Raw genomic sequence first — 17132 nt, forward strand, 5'->3', positions numbered from 1 at the left:
GAACTGCCGTGATCTGGACTGCCGTCATTATGAAAATCCGCCTCGCATTGCTACTCATTCTGATTTTGTCGATAGCACCGGTGGCACCTTCGTTCGCCGCCGGCGAGCGCTTTGCGCTCGTGATCGGCAATGCAAAGTATCCGGATGCCGAAGCGCCGCTGAAGGAGCCGATCAACGACGCGCGCGAGGTCGCCGACGAACTCAAGCGCAACGGCTTCAACGTCGACGTCGGCGAGAACCTGACCGGCGAGCAGATGCGCCGCGCCTTTGACCGCCTGTATGGCAAGATCAAGCCGGGATCGGTGGCGCTGATTTTCTTCTCCGGCTTTGGCGTGCAGTCGAGCCGTCAGAGTTACCTGATCCCCGTCGATGCCCAGATCTGGGCCGAGGCGGACGTTCGCCGCGACGGTTTCAGCCTCGAGACGGTGCTGGGCGAGGTCAACAGCCGCGGCGCCGGGGTCAAGATCGCCCTGGTCGACGCATCGAGGCGCAACCCGTTCGAGCGCCGGTTCCGCAGTTTCTCCGCCGGCCTCGCGCCGGTCATCGCGCCGAACGGCACGCTGGTGATGTATTCCGCCGCGCTCTCCTCGGTGATCTCGGACAATGGCAGCGACCGCAGCCTGTTCGTTCGGGAGTTGCTGAAGGAGATCCGCACGCCCGACCTGATGGCGGAAGAGACGCTGAACCGCACCCGCGTCGGCGTTACCCGGGCCTCGCGTGGCGAACAGGTGCCCTGGATTTCATCCTCGCTTGCCGAGGATTTCTCCTTCATTCCCGGCGGCGCCGCAGCGCGACCATCAAGCCCGCCGCCCGTTGCGACAGCGCCCGCGCCGCCACCTCCTCCGGCCAAGCCGGCAGCGACACCGGCGCCCGCGCCGCCGCCTCAGGTCGCCGCCCCTGCGCCGCCGCCCCCGACGCCTCCGGTGGCGCCTCCGAAGCCGGTCGAGGCTGCGATTCCTCCGCCGGCTCCGAAGCCGGTTGAGGTCGCGGTCCCCCCGCCGGCAAAGCCGGCCGAAACCACGGTGGCTGCGCTCGCCGACGATCCAACCATCAAGACCCTGACCGGCAGGCTCAGCGACAATCCGGACGATGCGGCTGCGCTGTACCGCCGTGGACAAGTCTATGCCAGCAAGGGCGCCTATGAACTGGCCATCAAGGACTTCAGCAATTCACTGCGGTTGAATCCAAAGGACGTAGAAGCCTACAACAACCGCTGCTGGGTCCGCACGGTGATCGGCGATCTGCAGGCCGCGCTGAAGGACTGCAACGAGGCGTTGCGGCTGCGCCCGAATTTCGTCGATGCGCTGGACAGCCGCGGTCTGGTCAACCTGAAGAGCGGCCAGACCAAGAATGCCATCGCCGATTTTGACGCCGCCCTCAAGATCAACCCGAGATTGACCTCGTCGCTGTATGGGCGCGGGCTTGCCAAGAAGCGCAACGGCTCGATTTCGGAAGGCGATCTGGACATCAACAACGCCAAGGCGATGGACCCCAATATCGTCAAGGAGTTCGCCGATTACGGGGTACAGTGAATGATTATTTGAGGTGAGGTGGGTCCGTCCTCTGAACTTCAGAGCGGACCGCCAGACTAAGGAAAGCAGCAGGCCGCGGCCGGACCGGCCCGGAATTCTAATTCGGATCGCATTGAATCGTGTGGAAAGCCTACAGGAGGGAATGGTTATGCCGATCAGTTTTGTAACCAAAACCATGGCGGCGATGCTTTCGGTCGCGGTGCTGGCCGCCGCGGGTACGGGGACCGCCCTTGCCCAGGACAAGGGCAAGAACGTCACCGAAGACCAGATTCTCCGCGCGCTGGCGCCGGAAAAGAAGCCGCTGACCCGCGGCCTTTCCGTCGGTCCGCAGCAGACCGTCGATCCGGTCGCCGCCGCGGCCGAGAACAAGTTCGTCCAGAAGATCCGCGGCCGCTCCACCCGGTCGCTGTCGATCAGCGAACGCGAAGAAATCGCCACCCTGGTCAAGGACAAGCCCAAGATCGATCTGGAAATCAACTTCGACTTCAACTCGGCTGACATCAGCGCCAAATCGATGCCGTCGGTTCAGGCGCTCGGCCGCGCACTCACCAACGCCGACCTCAAGGGCTCGACCTTCATCGTCGCCGGCCACACCGACGCGGCGGGTGGGGACGCCTATAACCAGGATTTGTCCGAGCGCCGCGCCGACGCGATCAAGCGCTACCTGGTGGAAAAGCACGGCATCAACGGCGCCGATCTCGTCACGGTGGGATACGGCGAGAGCAAGCTCAAGGACCCGAACCAGCCGCTGGCAGATGCGAATCGCCGCGTTCAGGTCGTGAACATGGAAAACAAGGCCACGGCTTCCAACGCCGCCAAGTAACGGCGTGGCGCCAGCCCAGATTTTCCGGCTACAATGCGTCCCGCAGCATATTTGCGGGACGCAATCGTTTTGGGCCATGTTGCGGGTCCCGCGGCAGGCCGACGTACCAGTTTGTTTTTTGACTTCCAGTCTGGATTGATCCGGCGATGAAATTTTCCGAATACCTCAAGCCGGCATTGGGAACGGCATTCGTCGCCGTTCTGGCTGCCGGCTATTACTGGTACGATCACCGGCCCCGCCCCAAGGAAAAGGATACGGCGGGCCAGGCGCTGGTCATCGTGACCAAATCCGCCAATGCCTGCTTCTCCGACATGGTGCGGGTCACCGGCTTCATCGTGCCCCGCCGCGAGGCGCAGGTTGGCGTCGATCAGGAAGGCTCCAGGGTAACCGACCTGCTCGTCCGCGAAGGCGACATGGTCGCCGACAATCAGGAATTGGCGCGCCTCACCGCCCCGCCCCCGGGGACCCCAGGCGGCCGGACCGGGCCGATATCGCTGCGCGCGCCGGCGGCCGGCCTCATTACCGAAATCAGGACCGCGGTCGGCGCCCAGGCCTCGCCGCAGGCCGGTCCGATGTTTCGGATTTCCGTCAACAATGAAATCGAGCTCGATGCGGAGGTCCCCAGCGCCCACCTGCTCAAGCTCAATCCGGGGGCGACGGTGCGCATCAGCCGAGACGACGCGCCTGACGTCGTCGGCAGGGTCCGGCAGATCTCGCCACAGATCGACCGCGCCACCCAGCTCGGCAAGGTCCGGATCTCGCTCAGCAACAACCCCTCGCTCAAGGTCGGCATGTTCGCCCGCGCCAATATCGACGCCAAGCGCTCGTGCGGCGTCGCCGTCCCTCGTACCGCCATCGACCGGCTGACGGTGCAGGTGGTCAAGGGCAATACGATCGAGACGCGAAGGGTGCGGGTCGGGCTGGCTTCCGACACCTCGACGGAAATTCTTGAAGGCCTCGACGTCGGCGAAACCGTCGTGGCCGATGCTGGCACTTCCTTGCATGATGGCGACCAGGTCAAGACCATGTTCGCCGACGAACTCGAGCGAACGCGGGCACGCTAATGGCTTTGAACATCTCGGCATGGTCGATCCGAAACCCGCTGCCGTCGATCGTCTTTTCCATCATCCTGCTGGTGCTGGGCTGGGTGAGCTTCACCAAGCTCGCCGTGACCCGGCTGCCGAACGCCGACATCCCCGTGATATCGGTGGCCGTCTCGCAGTTCGGCGCGGCTCCCTCGGAACTGGAATCGCAGGTCACCAAGACGATCGAGGACGGCGTGTCCGGCGTCGAGGGCGTGCGGCACATTTCATCATCCATCACCGACGGCTTGTCGGTGACCACGATCCAGTTTGCGCTTGAGACCAATACCGACCGCGCCCTGAACGACATCAAGGATGCCGTCACCCGCGTTCGCGCCAATCTGCCGCAGAACGTCAACGAGCCGCTGATCCAGCGCGTCGACGTGATCGGCCTTCCGATCGTCACCTACGCCGCGATCTCGCCCGGCAAGACCCCGGAGCAGCTTTCCTATTTCGTCGATGACGTGGTCAAGCGCGCGCTGCAGGGCGTTCGCGGCGTCGCCCAGGTCGAGCGTATCGGCGGCGTCGAGCGCGAAATCCTGGTGTCGCTCGATCCGGACCGGCTGCAGGCCTCGGGGCTGACCGCCGTCAATGTCAGCCAGATCCTGCGCGGCACCAATGTCGATCTCGCCGGCGGCCGCGCCGAAATCGGCAAGAACGACCAGGCCATCCGCACGCTTGCCGGCGCCAAGACCCTCAACGAGCTTGCCGGCACCATGATCCCGCTGTTTGGCGGCGGCGAGGTGCGGGTCGACGACCTCGGCACCGTCACCGACACCATCGCCGATCGCCGGACCTTTGCCCGCTTCAACGGCGAACCGGTGGTCGCGCTCGGCATCAAGCGCTCGAAGGGCGCCAGCGACGTGGTGGTGGCCGACGCCGTTCAAAAGCGCATCGATGCGCTGAAAGTCGCCTATCCCGAGGTGGACCTCAAATTGATCGACACCTCGGTCGAGTTCACCAAGGGCAATTATGAGGCGGCGATCTCGACCTTGTTCGAGGGCGCGATCCTCGCCGTCATCATCGTGCTGCTGTTCCTGCGTGACATCCGCGCCACCATCATCGCCGCGATCTCGCTGCCGCTGTCGATCTTCCCGGCGTTCTGGGCGATGGAGATGCTCGGCTTTTCGCTGAACCTGGTCTCCTTCCTCGCCATCACGCTGTCGACCGGTATTCTGGTCGATGACGCCATCGTCGAGATCGAGAACATCGTGCGCCACATGCGCATGGGCAAGTCACCCTACCGCGCCGCGCTGGAAGCCGCCGATGAAATCGGCCTCGCCGTGATCGCGATCTCGCTGACCATCATCGCGATCTTTGCTCCGGCCAGTTTCATGTCCGGGATCGCCGGGCAATTCTTCAAGCAGTTCGGCATCACCGTGTCGGTGCAGGTGTTCTTTTCGCTGCTCGCCGCGCGGTTCGTCACGCCGGTGCTTGCCGCCTACTTCCTGAAGGATCACCCGCACGACGACCCGCCGCCCGGGCTTATCCTCAAGACCTACATCAAGCTGGTGACATGGTCGGTCAAGCACTACTTCATGACCGTATTGATCGGCTTCGGCGTGTTCGCGGCCTCGATCTGGAGCATCACGCTGCTACCGCAGGGTTTCCTGCCGGCGCAGGACACCGCCCGCTCGCTGCTTGCGATGGAGCTGCCGCCCGGGACCCAACTCGCCTACACCGAAAAAGTAACGGAAGAGATTGTTTCCCGCCTCCGAAAACGCCCGGAGGTAAAGAGCATCTTCGTTGACGGCGGCCGGGTTCCGCCGGGAACGCTGGAGGTGCGGCGCGCTGCGCTGATCATCAACTACACGCCGAAAGGCGACCGCAAGATCACACAGCGACAGCTCGAACTCGAGATCGGCCAGGAACTCGAAAACGTTCCCGATATCCGCTTCTGGTTCCTCGACGAGAACGGCCTGCGCGCCATTTCGCTGGTGGTGACCGGCGTCGACAGCAACATCGTCAACAACGTCGCCAGCGAGTTGGCGACGCAGATGAAGCGGATTCCGATCATCGCCAACGTGATCTCGGAAACCGCGCTGGACCGGCCCGAGCTTCGGATCCGGCCGCGGGCGGAACTGGCGGCGCGGCTCGGCGTCTCCACCGAAAGCCTGTCGCAGACGGTCCGCGTCGCGACCATCGGCGACGTCGGCCCGGCGCTCGCCAAGTTCGATGCCGGCGACCGCCAGGTGCCGATCCGCGTCCAGCTCGAGGACAGCGCCCGCAGCGACCTGTCGATGCTGCAGCAACTGCGCGTGCCGCTCGGTCAGCGCGGCGAGCGCGGCGGCGTGCCGCTGTCGGTCGTCGCCGACATCCAGCTCGATCAGGGCCCAACCAGCATCAACCGCTACGATCGCGAGCGGCAGGCGACCGTCGCCGCCGACCTCGTCGGCACCGCTGCGCTCGGCGACGCCACCCGGATGATCTACGAGCTTCCGGTCATGAAGAGCCTGCCCAAGGGCGTCAAGGTCAGTCCGTCGGGTGACGCCGAAAGCCTCGCCGAATTGTCGGAAGGCTTCGCCACCGCCATTACCGCCGGGTTGATGATGGTCTATGCGGTTCTGGTGCTGCTGTTCGGCACCTTCCTGCAACCGATCACCATCCTGTTTTCGCTGCCGCTCTCGATCGGCGGCGCGATCGCCGCCTTGCTGCTGACCGGCAAGCAGCTCACCACGCCGGTCTGGATCGGCATCCTGATGCTGATGGGCATCGTCACCAAGAACGCCATCATGCTGGTCGAATTCGCGGTCGAGGCGATCCGCGAGGGAAAGAAACGCGAAGATGCCATCATCGACGCCGGAATGAAGCGTGCGCGGCCGATCGTGATGACCACGATCGCGATGGCCGCGGGCATGATTCCCTCCGCGCTGGCCTTCGGCGCCGGCGGCGAATTCCGCTCGCCGATGGCGCTCGCGGTGATCGGCGGCCTGATTTTCTCCACCATCCTGTCGCTGGTGTTCGTGCCGGCGATGTTCATGGTGATGGACGATCTCGGCGCGCTGTGCTGGCGCTTCGGCCAGAAGCTGCTGGTCTCCCATGGCGAGCCCGAGGAAGCGGATCACGAACCGGATCACCATCGCGAGCCGCCCACCAAGGGCCCGCCATCCCTACCGCCGGCGATGTCGCCTGCGGCGAAGTGAAGGGGCCGGATTAATCGGGAAACTGGACAACGGTGATGGCGACCCGGCTGCCCGACTTCGGCGACGCAACCCTCGATATTCGCAAGATCGAAGATTATTGTCTTAACCCGTTGCACCCGCGCGGACGTCACAAGGCCCGGGTATTCCGTGAGGCCCTTGGGCTCGATCGCGGCGATGCGTCCTGGCTACGGGACGCTCTGCTGGAAGCCGCACGCACCGGCGAGGCTCACAGGATTGCGCTCGACGCTTGGGGCGCTCGTTGGCGCCTGGATGCCACGATCAGGCGACATGGAAGGAAAGTTGTGGTAAGAACCATCTGGATCGTTCGAGCCGGTGAGAACCAGCCCATGTTCGTTACATGTTGGGTGCGATGATGACTTCCACGGATGCTGTTGGGAAGGCAGGGCCCTCCTTGCTCGACGTGGTCGCCCTGCTATCGGATCTTCCGGCGCAACACCTTGCCCGCGGGCAAGTTGGAACCGTCGTTGAATTGCTGGACGACAGCACTTCGCTCGTGGAATTCAGTGACGAGCGCGGTCAAGCCTATGCTGTCGTGCCATGCCCTCGCGCCGAACTTCTCACGCTACACTACGTTCCGGAATCAGCCTGATCGCGCCAACCGATTAGTCGTTCCGCGCCACCGCCGTCAGCTTGGTCATGTTCTGCAGCATGATGCGGCCGCGCTGCAGGTCGAGGATCCCGTCCTTGCGCCACAGCTGCAGTTGACGGTTGACGCTTTCGCGGGCGGCGCCGACGAAGACGCCGAGCTGCTCCTGCGAGATGTGCACTTCCGAGCCGAAATCGTCCGACAGCGCGCAGAGCCGACGGGCGAGACGAACCGGCAATGGCTGCAGCACCGATTCCTCCATCCGCTCGCTCTGCCAGCGGATGCGCTGGCACAGCAGCATGATGATCTTGATCGCGACCTTCGGCTCGCGCTCGAGGAAGGCCAGAAAATCCTCCCGCCGCAGCACGAACAGTTCCGACGGCTCGCCGGCGGTGGCGTCCGCGGTGCGGGTCTGGCCGTCCAGGACAGCAACCTCGCCGAACAGATCGCCCGGACCCATGAAGTTCAGCGTCAGGCGGCTGCCGTCGGAGGCGCCGGTTTCGATCCGGATCTGGCCGCGCCGAACCCCGTACAGGGCATCGCCGGCGTCGCCCTTCTGGAACAGCGTTTCGCCGACGCCAAGCTGTTCGGTGTGGCAAAGGCCGGCGATGCGCTGCAATTCGTCCGCGCCGAGGTCCGCAAACATCGGGTTCATTTTCAGAATAACCGCAAATTCGGCCTGTTTGCTCATTGTGTTACCTTCCAGATCGGCCCTGTCCGCTCTAGGCAGCCGGTAGCAGGATTCGTCACCCGACAAGTGTGTCATAAGTCACATAACATTGCAGTACCCCTGGAATACTTTTCGCTTCTTTGAGCTGCACCCCGTTTCCGGGATAAGCTCGCCTGCCGGTGGCGCCCCGCGTGTTGCTGCCGGGTTCAATGCCGGTTGCACGGTCTGGAATGTCGATATGAGAGCCCTGAAAATTACCGGCGCCGCCATCGCCGCCGTGGTCGTCGTCATCGCGTTGCTGCTGGTGATCGGCATCCCCTCAGGGTTTCTGACGCCCCAGATCGAGGCGCGGGTGGAACGCGACACTGGCTACAAACTCGCCATCAACGGCGGCGCCAAGCTCGGCCTGTGGCCGTCGCTTCACATCACGCTGAACGACGTGACGCTGCGGGATCCCAAGGATCGCGACATCACCAACCGCCTCACCGCTAGCAGCATCCAGGCGGACGTGACGTTCGCAAGCCTGTGGGCAGGCCAGCCGCGGGTAACCGAACTCGCGATCAACCGCCCGGTGCTGAGCCTGCCGCTGCAGCGCGAGCGCGTGAGAGAGCCCGCCGCGGTTTCGAAGCCCGCGCCGGCCATGTCGGCCGACGCCGTTTCGATCGAGCATGTCAGCGTCACCGGCGGCACCGTCGTATTTTCCAATTTGCGCGACCGCGTCGAGAATCGGATCGAGGCTGTAAATGTCGAAATCAGCATCGATGCCGACCGCAAGGTCACCCTGACCGGCAACGCACGCAGCAGCGGCTATCCACTGAAATTCGCGGTCAAGGCGACGCCGCCTGCGCCGCCGGTCGAACGACAGAACATCCCGACCGAACTCAAATTCGAGGCGGCCGGCCTGTTGCCGGCCGCGCTGTCAGCCAAGGCCGAGGTCCGTCTCAACGGCGCCATCGTGATGATCAACGGCGTCACCGGCACGCTCGGCGAAGACACTTTCAACGGATGGGCCTCGGTCGATCTGGCGAGCAAGCCGCTGGTCAAGCTTGACCTCGACTTCCAACGGCTGGCGCTGGCGATGCAGCGCGGCGCCGCGGGCGCCGCAGCGCAACCCTGGAGCAATGCGAACATCGATCTCAACGGCCTCAACTACGTCGATGCTCAGGCGCGCATTTCCGCAGCTGAACTCGTGATCGGCGACGGCCGGTTCGCGCCGGCCGCGATCGAGGCCACGCTGGCGAGCGGCGTCATGAAAGCCCAGATTGCCAACATCGGCGCCTATGACGGCAACGCCAATGGCGAACTGACCATCGACGCCTCGACCGCCAATCCAACCTTCGCGATGCGGGCCGACATTGCCGGCGTCCGCGCCTTGCCACTGCTGCGCAGCCTCGCCGACTTCGACAAGCTCGACGGCAAGATGCAGGCCCGGATCGGCGTGCGCTCGAACGGCGCCAGCCAACGCGCGATCATGTCGAACATGTCCGGCACCGCCTTTGTCGTGTTCCAGGATGGCGCGATCAAGGGTCTCAACGTCGCGCAGATGATCCGCTCGCTGACGTCGGGTACGCTTTCCGGCTGGCAGGAGGGTCAGGAGAAGGCAACGGATCTGACGCAGCTTTCGGCGTCGTTCAAGATCGACAAGGGCCAGGCCCAGACCACCGATCTCAATCTGGTCGGCCCCCTGGTCAAGATGACCGGCGCCGGCACCATCGATCTCGGCACCAAGCAGATCGGGTTTCGTGTCGAGCCGAAGCTCGTGATGACCACTGAAGGCCAGGGCCGCGCCGCCGATCCGGTCGGGCTCGGCATCCCCGTGATGATCGAGGGCCCGTGGGGCGAACCACGAATCTATCCGGAGATGCAGGGGATTCTCGATAACCCCGAGGCCGCCTATGCGAAACTCAAGGAGATGGGCAAGGGGCTGTTCGGCCCCAATGGGGCGGGCCTCGGCGCGGCGCTGGGCGGCTTGCTCGGCGGTGGCCAAAGCGCCGCCGGCGGACAGGGCGCCGCCGGCGCACCGGGCGGCACAAGTCAGCCGTCCAGCCCGCTCGGCGGGCAGCTTGGCGAAGCGATCGGCAACCTGTTGCAGAAGGGCTTGAGCGGCGGACTGGGCCAGAGCCCCGGCCAAGCCAACCCTGCCCAGGGCGCCGCGCGGCCGGCCCAACCCAGCGGCCAACGCAGCCTCGCCGAACCCGCCGCCCCCGCGCCGGCCGACGCCCCTCCGCAACCGGAGAGCCAGCCGATGAACGATGTGTTGCGGCAGCTGTTCAATCGCTGAGCGGGCCTTCCGATCCGGATTCGCTGGGCCCCGAGCCCGAGATATCGGGGACTCCCGTCCAAACCCGGGGCTAACCATGCCGGGGGCCGACCCGGCGAAGGACCTCATTTCGTGCTAGACAAGCCCCCATGCGAGGCTCCGGGAGCGGCCTGCCCCCGGGCTGCGAGAAACGGATGCAAGCGCCGGCGAGGCGTGGCGCACGAGGGTCCGGATGAACGAGGTCAAGGACAAGGTCCGGTTCCTGCGCGAAGGCCTGTTCGCCAAATACGTCGTCGCCCTGGTAGGCCTCGTCGTGTTCGTGCTCGCCGTCAACGGCGCGATGGAAATCTGGATCAGCTACAGCGGCATCCGGAGTTCGCTCGCCGACGGCCTGTCGCAGAAGGCCGAAGCCACCGCCAAGCGGATCGAGCAATCGATGTCCGATCTCGAGCGGCAGATCTCCTGGGTGACGCGCGCTTCCTCCAACACGCTGGAATTGCGCCGCGCAGATTACGGGCAGTTGCTGCGTCAGGTGCCGCAGGTCAGCCAGCTCTCGCTGCTCGACGGCCAGGGGCGCGAACAGTTGCGCATCAACCGCCAGATCGTCACCCTCGGCGGCAGCGCCGACTTCTCCCGCGACGTCAGGTTTGCCGAAACCATTGCGCGCGGCACCAGCTTCACCCCAGCCTACCTGCGCGACCGTCGGCCCTTCATGTCGATCGCGCTGTCGCACGCCGATGGCGGCTTCACCGTGGCCGAGGTCGATCTCGCCTTCCTGGCCGATTTCCTTGGCGACACCGAGGTGGGCAGGGTGGCGTCGGCCTACATCGTCGATCCCAAGGGCGAGGTGCTGGCGAGTTCGGCCAAGGGGCCCGAGGTCGGCAAGAACCTTTCCGCACTGCCGCAGGTCGCCGCGGTGCTCGCGCCCGGCGGCAAGGCGCTGGCGTCCGGCACTGACAGCGGCGGTCAGGCGGTGCTGACGGCGGCGATCCCGGTGCCCAGGCTCGGCTGGCGCGTGTTCTTCGAGCAGCCGACCGCGCAGGCGCTGACGCCGATCCGCGACCAGCTGGTGCGCATCGCGCTCTTGATCGGATTGGGCCTCGTGGTCGCGATCATCGCCGGCACCATCATGGCCCGCCGCATGCTGGTGCCGATCACGGCGCTGCGCGCCGGCGCGCGCCGCCTCGGCGCCGGCGATTTCGGCCACCGCATCGAGGTCAAGACCTCGGACGAGCTGGAGGAACTCGCCAACCAGTTCAACGGCATGGCCGCCCAGCTGGCCCAGACCTATTCCGGCCTCGAGGAGAAGGTGAAGGAGCGGACCCGGGACCTGGCGCAGTCGATCAACGAACTCAAGGTGCTCGAGGAAGTCGGCCGCGCGGTTTCTTCCTCCCTCGACCTCAACGCGGTGCTGCCGACAGTGGCCGCCCGCGCGCTCGAAATCACCCATGCCGACGCGGTGCTGATCTACGGCTATGACGCCGGCAACCACCAGTTCAGCCTGACGGAATCGATCGGCATCGATCGATCCGCCGAAGGCGGCCACCGCGCCATCGACGCCGACAACTCGCCGCTCGGCGAGGCCGCCGCCAACAGCGAGCCGATCTCGATCGCCGATCTCGATGCCACTGCCGGGCATCCGCTGCACGATCTCGCGATCGAGTCCGGCTTCCATTCGGTGCTGGTGGTGCCGCTGGTCGATCAACAGGGCATTCTGGGATCGCTGGTGGTGCTGCGACGCAACGCCGGCGAGTTCTCCGAGAATCTGATCGGCCTGATGAGGACCTTCGCGCACCAGGCGGTGCTGGCGATGCGTAACGCCCGGCTGTTCACCGAGGTCGACCGCAAGAGTCACGAGCTGGAGATTGCGCATGATACGGTGCGCCGGCAGGCCGACAAGCTGCAGGAGCAGACCGACCAGTTGAAGGACTGGAACCGGTCGCTGGAGCAGCGGGTGGAAACCCAGCTCGGCGAGATCGAGCGCATCCGCAAGCTCGAGCGCTTCCTCGCGCCGCAGGTGGCGCAACTGATCGCCTCCTCCGACGGCCATGAGGGCCTGCTCGACAGCCACCGCCGCGAGGTCACGGTGGTGTTCTGCGATCTGCGCGGCTTCACCGCTTTCACCGAGGCCACCGAGCCGGAAGAGGCGATGAACGTGCTGCGCGAATACCACGCCGCACTCGGCGAACTGATCTTCAAATACGAGGGCACGCTCGACCGCTATGCCGGCGACGGCGTGATGATCCTGTTCAACGCGCCGATCCAGTTCGAGGATCACACCGCGCGCGCGGTGCGGATGGCCGTGGAAATGCGCGACACCATCGGGCAATTGACCGAGAGGTGGCGCAACCGCGGCCACAACCTCGGCTTCGGCATCGGCATCGCGCTCGGCTACGCCACGCTCGGCCAGATCGGCTTCGAGCAGCGACTGGAATATGCCGCGATCGGCAGCGTCACCAACCTCGCCTCGCGGCTGTGCGACGAGGCCAAGGCCAACCAGATCGTGGTGTCGCGGCGGGTCTACGGCATGGTCGAGCCATGGGTCGACGGCCGGCCAATCGACGACCTCAACCTGAAGGGGTTCAACCATCCGATCCTGGCCGCGGAAATTCTGGGCTGGCGCGAGGAAGTCGACAATGTTGTCGATGCGGCGGCGGCAGGCGCAAGGCTGAAGAAGAAATCCTGACGAGTTCATTGCGAGCCAACAGGTCGCGCGAATGCGCCTGACCTTCATTGCGAGCGCAGCGAGGCAATCCATTCTTACTTCCTTTGTGGCGCGATGGATTGCTTGCGCTCGCAATGACGGGGAACATGCGTTCGCGATCTCGCGGCATGTTTCGCCCGAGGTATGTTTCGTTCGGCGGCCCTCGGAAGCAGGAGGGCGCAGGGAAGACCGGGTGCGCGCTGCACCCGCGCGGGGCAGGTTCGGCGTGAGTCACCCGACAATTGACGGGACGCATGACCCTTGGCTCAGCCGGCCACATTCTGTTATCGGTGGTGCAGTTGACCCGACTGGATCGCCGATGACCCCCTGCCCAGCGCCCGCCCCGTCGAGAACGCTGCTTTCCGCCGCGGCAGCAGCCGTGCTCTGCCTTTCGCTCTCCCCCGCCGGCGCCGCCGAAGAGGACGCCCCCAAGGGCGCCGCGGTGACGGTGCTGAAGGCGGCGAAATCCTGTTTCGCCAACATCGTCGAAGTGTCCGGCACCATCATCGCGCGCGAGGAAACGCAGGTGCGTCCGGAGCGGATGGGGCTGAAGGTCGCCGAGGTGATGGCGGACGCCGGCGACAGCGTCACCGCCGGACAGGTGCTGGCGCGGCTGACGCTGCCGGAGGGCGGCACAATCACGGTGCAGGCGCCGGTGGCCGGCGTGATCTCGGCCTCCAACGCCGGCGTCGGCGCGATGGCCTCGGGCAAGGGCGAGCCACTGTTCTCGATCATCGCGCGCAGCGAGTTTGACCTCGTCGGCATGGTGCCGACCCGCGACATCGCCAAGCTTCAGGTCAACCAGACCGCGCGGATCAAGGTGATCGGCGCCGGCGAGGTCGACGGGCGGGTGCGGCGGCTGTCGACCACGGTCGAGCCGAACAGCCAGCTCGCCCAGGTGTTCGTCGGCGTCACCACCAGCCGCCGCCTGCTGGTGAACTCATCCGGCCGCGCGCAGATCAAGACCGGGCAGAGCTGCGGCGTCTCGGTGCCGCTCACCGCGATCCTCTATGGCTCCGCCGGGACCGTGGTGCAGGTGGTGCGGCGTGCGCGGGTCGAAACGCGGCGGGTGGAGACGGGATTGATGTCGGCCGGCCAGGTCGAGATTCGCGAGGGGCTGGTCGAAGGCGACATCGTGGTCGCGCGCGCCGGCGCCCTGCTGCGCGAAGGCGATCCGGTGCGGCCGGTGATGGCGGCGGCGGACGCGAAGTAGGGTTGAAGGGGCGAGTGGCGAGGAGCGAATAGGATTTCAGGACGGTAGGACGAAGCGCCACCCGGATTGGGTGGCCTATTCATCACTCGCCATTCGCTATTCGCTTACTTCAACCGCCGAGGCGGACGTCTTCCAGCAGCGAAGACGAGACCGAGGGCACTTGCGCGCCGTCGGAGGCGCGGGAGACCGAGTTGCGGGTCTTGTTGAAAGCGGTTGCGGCGCCGGCCTGCGAATTGAGATTGTTCAGCAGTTCCGTCACCAGCACGCTGTACTGACCCTTGCCGTCGTCGGCCACCTTGCCGGGGCTTGCTGAAGTCAGGATCAGCGCGTTTTCCGGCGTGGTGATCGGCGCAAGACCGTGGGAATAGGAGCGGAAGCGGCGTTCATAGGGATTGCGGCGGGAGGCGTCGACGACGACGAGCTTGGCCTTGGCGCCCTTTTCCGTCATCGCGTCCAGCACCTGCTCGATGCTGAAGCCGTCGCGGCGAACATCGGCTTCCTTCCAGATCGCAGCGTCGACCGGGATCATGTAGCTCTCGCGGCCGGCCTGGACGCCGTAGCCGCCGAAGAACAGCATCACCACGGTGTCCTTCTTGATTCTCGCCTTGAGCCGGTCGATCGCGCGGGTCATGTCGTCCTTGGTGGCGTCCTCGACCACGTCGACTTCGAAACCCTTGGTCCGCAGCGCTGCGGTGAGGCCGCGCGCGTCGTTGATGGGCTGGGCCAGGGGCGCGGATGCATCCGGATAACGACCGTTGCCAATGACAAGGGCGACGCGGTCCGCCCCCCTGCCGATAGAGCCGGTGTGGTCGGTGCCGATCGCCTTGCCGGCGTCGAGCGAACGCTTGTTCAGCGCCGCGTGGGCGCCGATCGCCAGCGACACCAGGCCGACGGAAGCGATGGCCATGGTGACGGTACGGCGGGAAATGCTGAGCATGCCAAGTTTCATAACGCTACCAATCCCAGTTTTATTCAAAGGCACCCAATCAGACGCGCCAGTTAGTCGCGTGAGCGCCGTTCGGGTTTGAGGGGTTGCCCAAGTGCATGCCGCATAATTGCGAGCTATTTGCGGCACCGCAACAATCCTTAGCCTGCCAGGGCCTCCCGAACAACCTCCTTTGACGCATGGCATTCACCGGCAGGGAATAATGGCGAAAGGTTAATTCCATTTATGTGACTTATATCACATTTGTGTTTCTCTCGGAATCGTATAAGTTTCAAAGGCTTGCAGGCCTGATTTGGTCGTTTCGCCCTTGGTTAAGGCTAACGCGTCCCCTCCTTCACCGTTCCGTCGGAAAAGCAAAACGAATGGGCCTCCAGACCATTGCCGTCGCGGCCTATCGCTCGCTGACCGCCCGGAAAGACGGCCCCTCGCTGTACGACGTCTGCGATCCCGTGCTGCTGAACTACCGTGGCGGTGATCCCCATCTTGGCAAATTCTATCGCACGGCGCTCGGCAACCCGGCGCTGCGGCCGCTGCTGCGCCGAACCGGGTTGCCGGCACTGCGGGACGACAGCCGCTTGCAGGCGCTGCGCGCAGCGCTGACGCGCGCCCGCGACGACGCCGAGCCGGACTGGGCCGCGGTCGGCGCCCCCATCGCCGAGCTGATGGCCGACATCGATGTGCGCCACCCCCAGCCGGCGCCGGTGGCCGGACCGGGCCAATCGCCCTCCCCGGCGGAGATCGACCAGGTGATCCGCCGCTGCGGCGCGCATTTGCTGCGCGCGTTTTCCGCGAACGGCTTCATCCCGACCTATGCCGCGTTCAACCTGATCGGCGATGCCGACATGGGCGGGCGCGAAATGCTGAGCGCGCTGACCGGATTGAACTCGCGCGGCTACAAGAATTCGACGCTGCTGTTCAACCTCGCGCGCATCTTCATCGCGCATTCGCCGGCGCGGGAGCTGATCAATCCGCCATGGCGGGGGATCGCCGAGCCGATGTGGCAGCCGATGCAGATCCGCCACCGCTCGGCCTATTACGACGCCTTCTTTACCGAGGCGCTGTTGAGCTATCTCGAGACCGGGATGGTCTCGGCGGCGGAGACCGCGACTTCAAATCGGGCGATCGCGGAGATGGTCGATTTCTGCCTCCGGACCAGCGCGGAGGACGTGCCCGCGCATGACGGCTCGACGGTGCGGGTCGTCACCGCGCTGGCGCCGCTGCCGCATCCGCGCTTTTCGAAGTTCTTCTCGCAGATCAAGCAGGACCTCGGCTTCGGCATCTACGTGCCGGATTGCGACACCACGGCCTGCTCGTTCTCGGCCGCTGCCCAGGCCGGCTCCACCGACCCGATCCTCGACCAGCCGCTCCTGGATTTCTACCGCGGCTACCAGGTGCGCGAGGGCGCCAACGAGCCCCGGGTCACCGTTCCGCTCAACGACCACATCGACTACGAGGGCGGCGTCGTCACCTGGATCGACAATCTCGCGGGCGAGCGGCCCTACGGCAACGATCTCGACCCCACGCTCAACCTCGACATTCTCGAAGTCAGTTTTCGCCATCTTGCGCGCTGGCAGATCCTCGAGACGCCGGCCCGGCTGGAGACGGTGCATCGCATCATCGACTTCCAGCGGCGGCTGGTGGAAAGCGGCGCGTTCAAAAATCCGCGCTCCCACATCTATTACCTGCCGGAACTCTACTCCGCCTATTTCGGCCGCTGCCATGCCGCCTTCATGTCGTTGCCGCCTGCGGCGCGCCATGCCATCGATCCCAAAGGCACGTTCGAATTGATCCGCAAGCGGGTGCTGGTCTATGTCGAAACCGAGATCATCGCCCGCGAGATGAACCCGTTCGACGCGGCGCTGGCGCTGATGGCGCTGGCGCATCTCGGCGCCGACGTCGCGACCTTTACGCCGGCCCTGGCCTGCATCGTCGCCCAACTCGGGGAGGGCGGCCGGCATGGCCCCTACAAGGCGTATGAGTGGAACAAGATGAAGACGCCGACCCGGATCCTGGTCGGCGGGCCGGAAGTCACCTCGGCCTTCGTGCTGATGGGACTGGCGCTGGCGCGGCGGAGAATGATGAAGGGGTAGCTTCGCTCGTCATTCCGGGGCGATGCGAAGCATCGAGCCCGGAACGACGATTCGGAATGACG

12 protein-coding genes are annotated in these 17132 nt (G+C 65.3%); 10 read left to right on the forward strand and 2 right to left on the reverse strand.

Translation table 11 applies throughout. The annotated features are described in order from the left end of the window. Nucleotides 1–29: 29 nt before the first annotated feature. The 6 genes from Q0D31_RS21010 to Q0D31_RS24025 all read left to right on the forward strand — a co-directional run bounded on the left by Q0D31_RS21010 (nucleotide 30) and on the right by Q0D31_RS24025 (nucleotide 7190). Complete coding sequence (locus Q0D31_RS21010; protein WP_291855569.1) at nucleotides 30–1532, forward strand: caspase family protein; 1503 nt, start codon at nucleotides 30–32, stop codon at nucleotides 1530–1532. Between the two features lie 148 nt (nucleotides 1533–1680). Next, nucleotides 1681–2355: an OmpA family protein gene (locus Q0D31_RS21015; RefSeq protein WP_291855512.1), complete on the forward strand. Its 675-nt coding sequence runs from the start codon at nucleotides 1681–1683 to the stop codon at nucleotides 2353–2355. A 146-nt stretch (nucleotides 2356–2501) separates the two neighbouring features. Further along, nucleotides 2502–3419 (forward strand): efflux RND transporter periplasmic adaptor subunit, encoded by a 918-nt coding sequence (locus Q0D31_RS21020; protein ID WP_291855515.1) that lies wholly within the window; start codon nucleotides 2502–2504, stop codon nucleotides 3417–3419. Further along, the gene (locus tag Q0D31_RS21025; RefSeq protein WP_291855518.1) at nucleotides 3419–6580 is read left to right on the forward strand and encodes an efflux RND transporter permease subunit; all 3162 of its coding nucleotides are present in this window, start codon (nucleotides 3419–3421) and stop codon (nucleotides 6578–6580) included. Before Q0D31_RS21020 ends, Q0D31_RS21025 begins: the two co-directional genes overlap by 1 nt. A 35-nt stretch (nucleotides 6581–6615) precedes the next feature. Further along, nucleotides 6616–6954, forward strand: coding sequence for a DUF6883 domain-containing protein (locus Q0D31_RS21030; RefSeq protein WP_291855521.1), 339 nt, complete (start codon nucleotides 6616–6618; stop codon nucleotides 6952–6954). Beyond that, nucleotides 6954–7190: a DUF4926 domain-containing protein gene (locus Q0D31_RS24025; protein WP_366518543.1), complete on the forward strand. Its 237-nt coding sequence runs from the start codon at nucleotides 6954–6956 to the stop codon at nucleotides 7188–7190. Before Q0D31_RS21030 ends, Q0D31_RS24025 begins: the two co-directional genes overlap by 1 nt. A 13-nt stretch (nucleotides 7191–7203) precedes the next feature. On the opposite strand, the gene Q0D31_RS21035 is transcribed toward Q0D31_RS24025, so the two are convergent. Further along, a complete protein-coding gene (locus tag Q0D31_RS21035) occupies nucleotides 7204–7878 on the reverse strand; it encodes a Crp/Fnr family transcriptional regulator (RefSeq protein ID WP_291855524.1) in 675 nt (224 codons plus the stop codon). Nucleotides 7879–8095: 217 nt separating this feature from the next. Between Q0D31_RS21035 and Q0D31_RS21040 the strand changes: the two genes are divergently transcribed. From Q0D31_RS21040 to Q0D31_RS21050, 3 genes are all read left to right on the forward strand, one after another. Then, entirely contained in the window at nucleotides 8096–10138 is a 2043-nt protein-coding gene (locus Q0D31_RS21040; protein WP_291855528.1) for an AsmA family protein, read from the forward strand. 211 nt (nucleotides 10139–10349) lie between these two features. Beyond that, entirely contained in the window at nucleotides 10350–12803 is a 2454-nt protein-coding gene (locus Q0D31_RS21045; protein ID WP_291855530.1) for an adenylate/guanylate cyclase domain-containing protein, read from the forward strand. Nucleotides 12804–13140: 337 nt separating this feature from the next. Beyond that, nucleotides 13141–14034: an HlyD family efflux transporter periplasmic adaptor subunit gene (locus Q0D31_RS21050; RefSeq protein WP_291855534.1), complete on the forward strand. Its 894-nt coding sequence runs from the start codon at nucleotides 13141–13143 to the stop codon at nucleotides 14032–14034. A gap of 109 nt (nucleotides 14035–14143) precedes the next feature. Here Q0D31_RS21050 and Q0D31_RS21055 read toward each other — a convergent pair whose 3' ends face one another. Beyond that, nucleotides 14144–14983: a caspase family protein gene (locus tag Q0D31_RS21055; protein ID WP_291855538.1), complete on the reverse strand. Its 840-nt coding sequence runs from the start codon at nucleotides 14981–14983 to the stop codon at nucleotides 14144–14146. Nucleotides 14984–15342: 359 nt separating this feature from the next. On the opposite strand from Q0D31_RS21055, the gene Q0D31_RS21060 reads away from it, so the two are divergent. Further along, a complete protein-coding gene (locus tag Q0D31_RS21060; protein ID WP_291855541.1) occupies nucleotides 15343–17070 on the forward strand; it encodes a hypothetical protein in 1728 nt (575 codons plus the stop codon). The last annotated feature ends 62 nt before the right edge of the window (nucleotides 17071–17132 follow it).

This window comes from Bradyrhizobium sp. (assembly GCF_022844465.1).
Lineage (GTDB): Bacteria > Pseudomonadota > Alphaproteobacteria > Rhizobiales > Xanthobacteraceae > Bradyrhizobium.

Coding starts and splice junctions, on each gene's coding strand:
- Q0D31_RS21010 (WP_291855569.1), top strand. CDS start 30: ATGAAAATCCGCCTCGCATTGCTACTCATTCTGATTTTGTCGATAGCA.
- Q0D31_RS21015 (WP_291855512.1), top strand. CDS start 1,681: ATGCCGATCAGTTTTGTAACCAAAACCATGGCGGCGATGCTTTCGGTC.
- Q0D31_RS21020 (WP_291855515.1), top strand. CDS start 2,502: ATGAAATTTTCCGAATACCTCAAGCCGGCATTGGGAACGGCATTCGTC.
- Q0D31_RS21025 (WP_291855518.1), top strand. CDS start 3,419: ATGGCTTTGAACATCTCGGCATGGTCGATCCGAAACCCGCTGCCGTCG.
- Q0D31_RS21030 (WP_291855521.1), top strand. CDS start 6,616: ATGGCGACCCGGCTGCCCGACTTCGGCGACGCAACCCTCGATATTCGC.
- Q0D31_RS24025 (WP_366518543.1), top strand. CDS start 6,954: ATGACTTCCACGGATGCTGTTGGGAAGGCAGGGCCCTCCTTGCTCGAC.
- Q0D31_RS21035 (WP_291855524.1), bottom strand. CDS start 7,878: ATGAGCAAACAGGCCGAATTTGCGGTTATTCTGAAAATGAACCCGATG.
- Q0D31_RS21040 (WP_291855528.1), top strand. CDS start 8,096: ATGAGAGCCCTGAAAATTACCGGCGCCGCCATCGCCGCCGTGGTCGTC.
- Q0D31_RS21045 (WP_291855530.1), top strand. CDS start 10,350: ATGAACGAGGTCAAGGACAAGGTCCGGTTCCTGCGCGAAGGCCTGTTC.
- Q0D31_RS21050 (WP_291855534.1), top strand. CDS start 13,141: ATGACCCCCTGCCCAGCGCCCGCCCCGTCGAGAACGCTGCTTTCCGCC.
- Q0D31_RS21055 (WP_291855538.1), bottom strand. CDS start 14,983: ATGAAACTTGGCATGCTCAGCATTTCCCGCCGTACCGTCACCATGGCC.
- Q0D31_RS21060 (WP_291855541.1), top strand. CDS start 15,343: ATGGGCCTCCAGACCATTGCCGTCGCGGCCTATCGCTCGCTGACCGCC.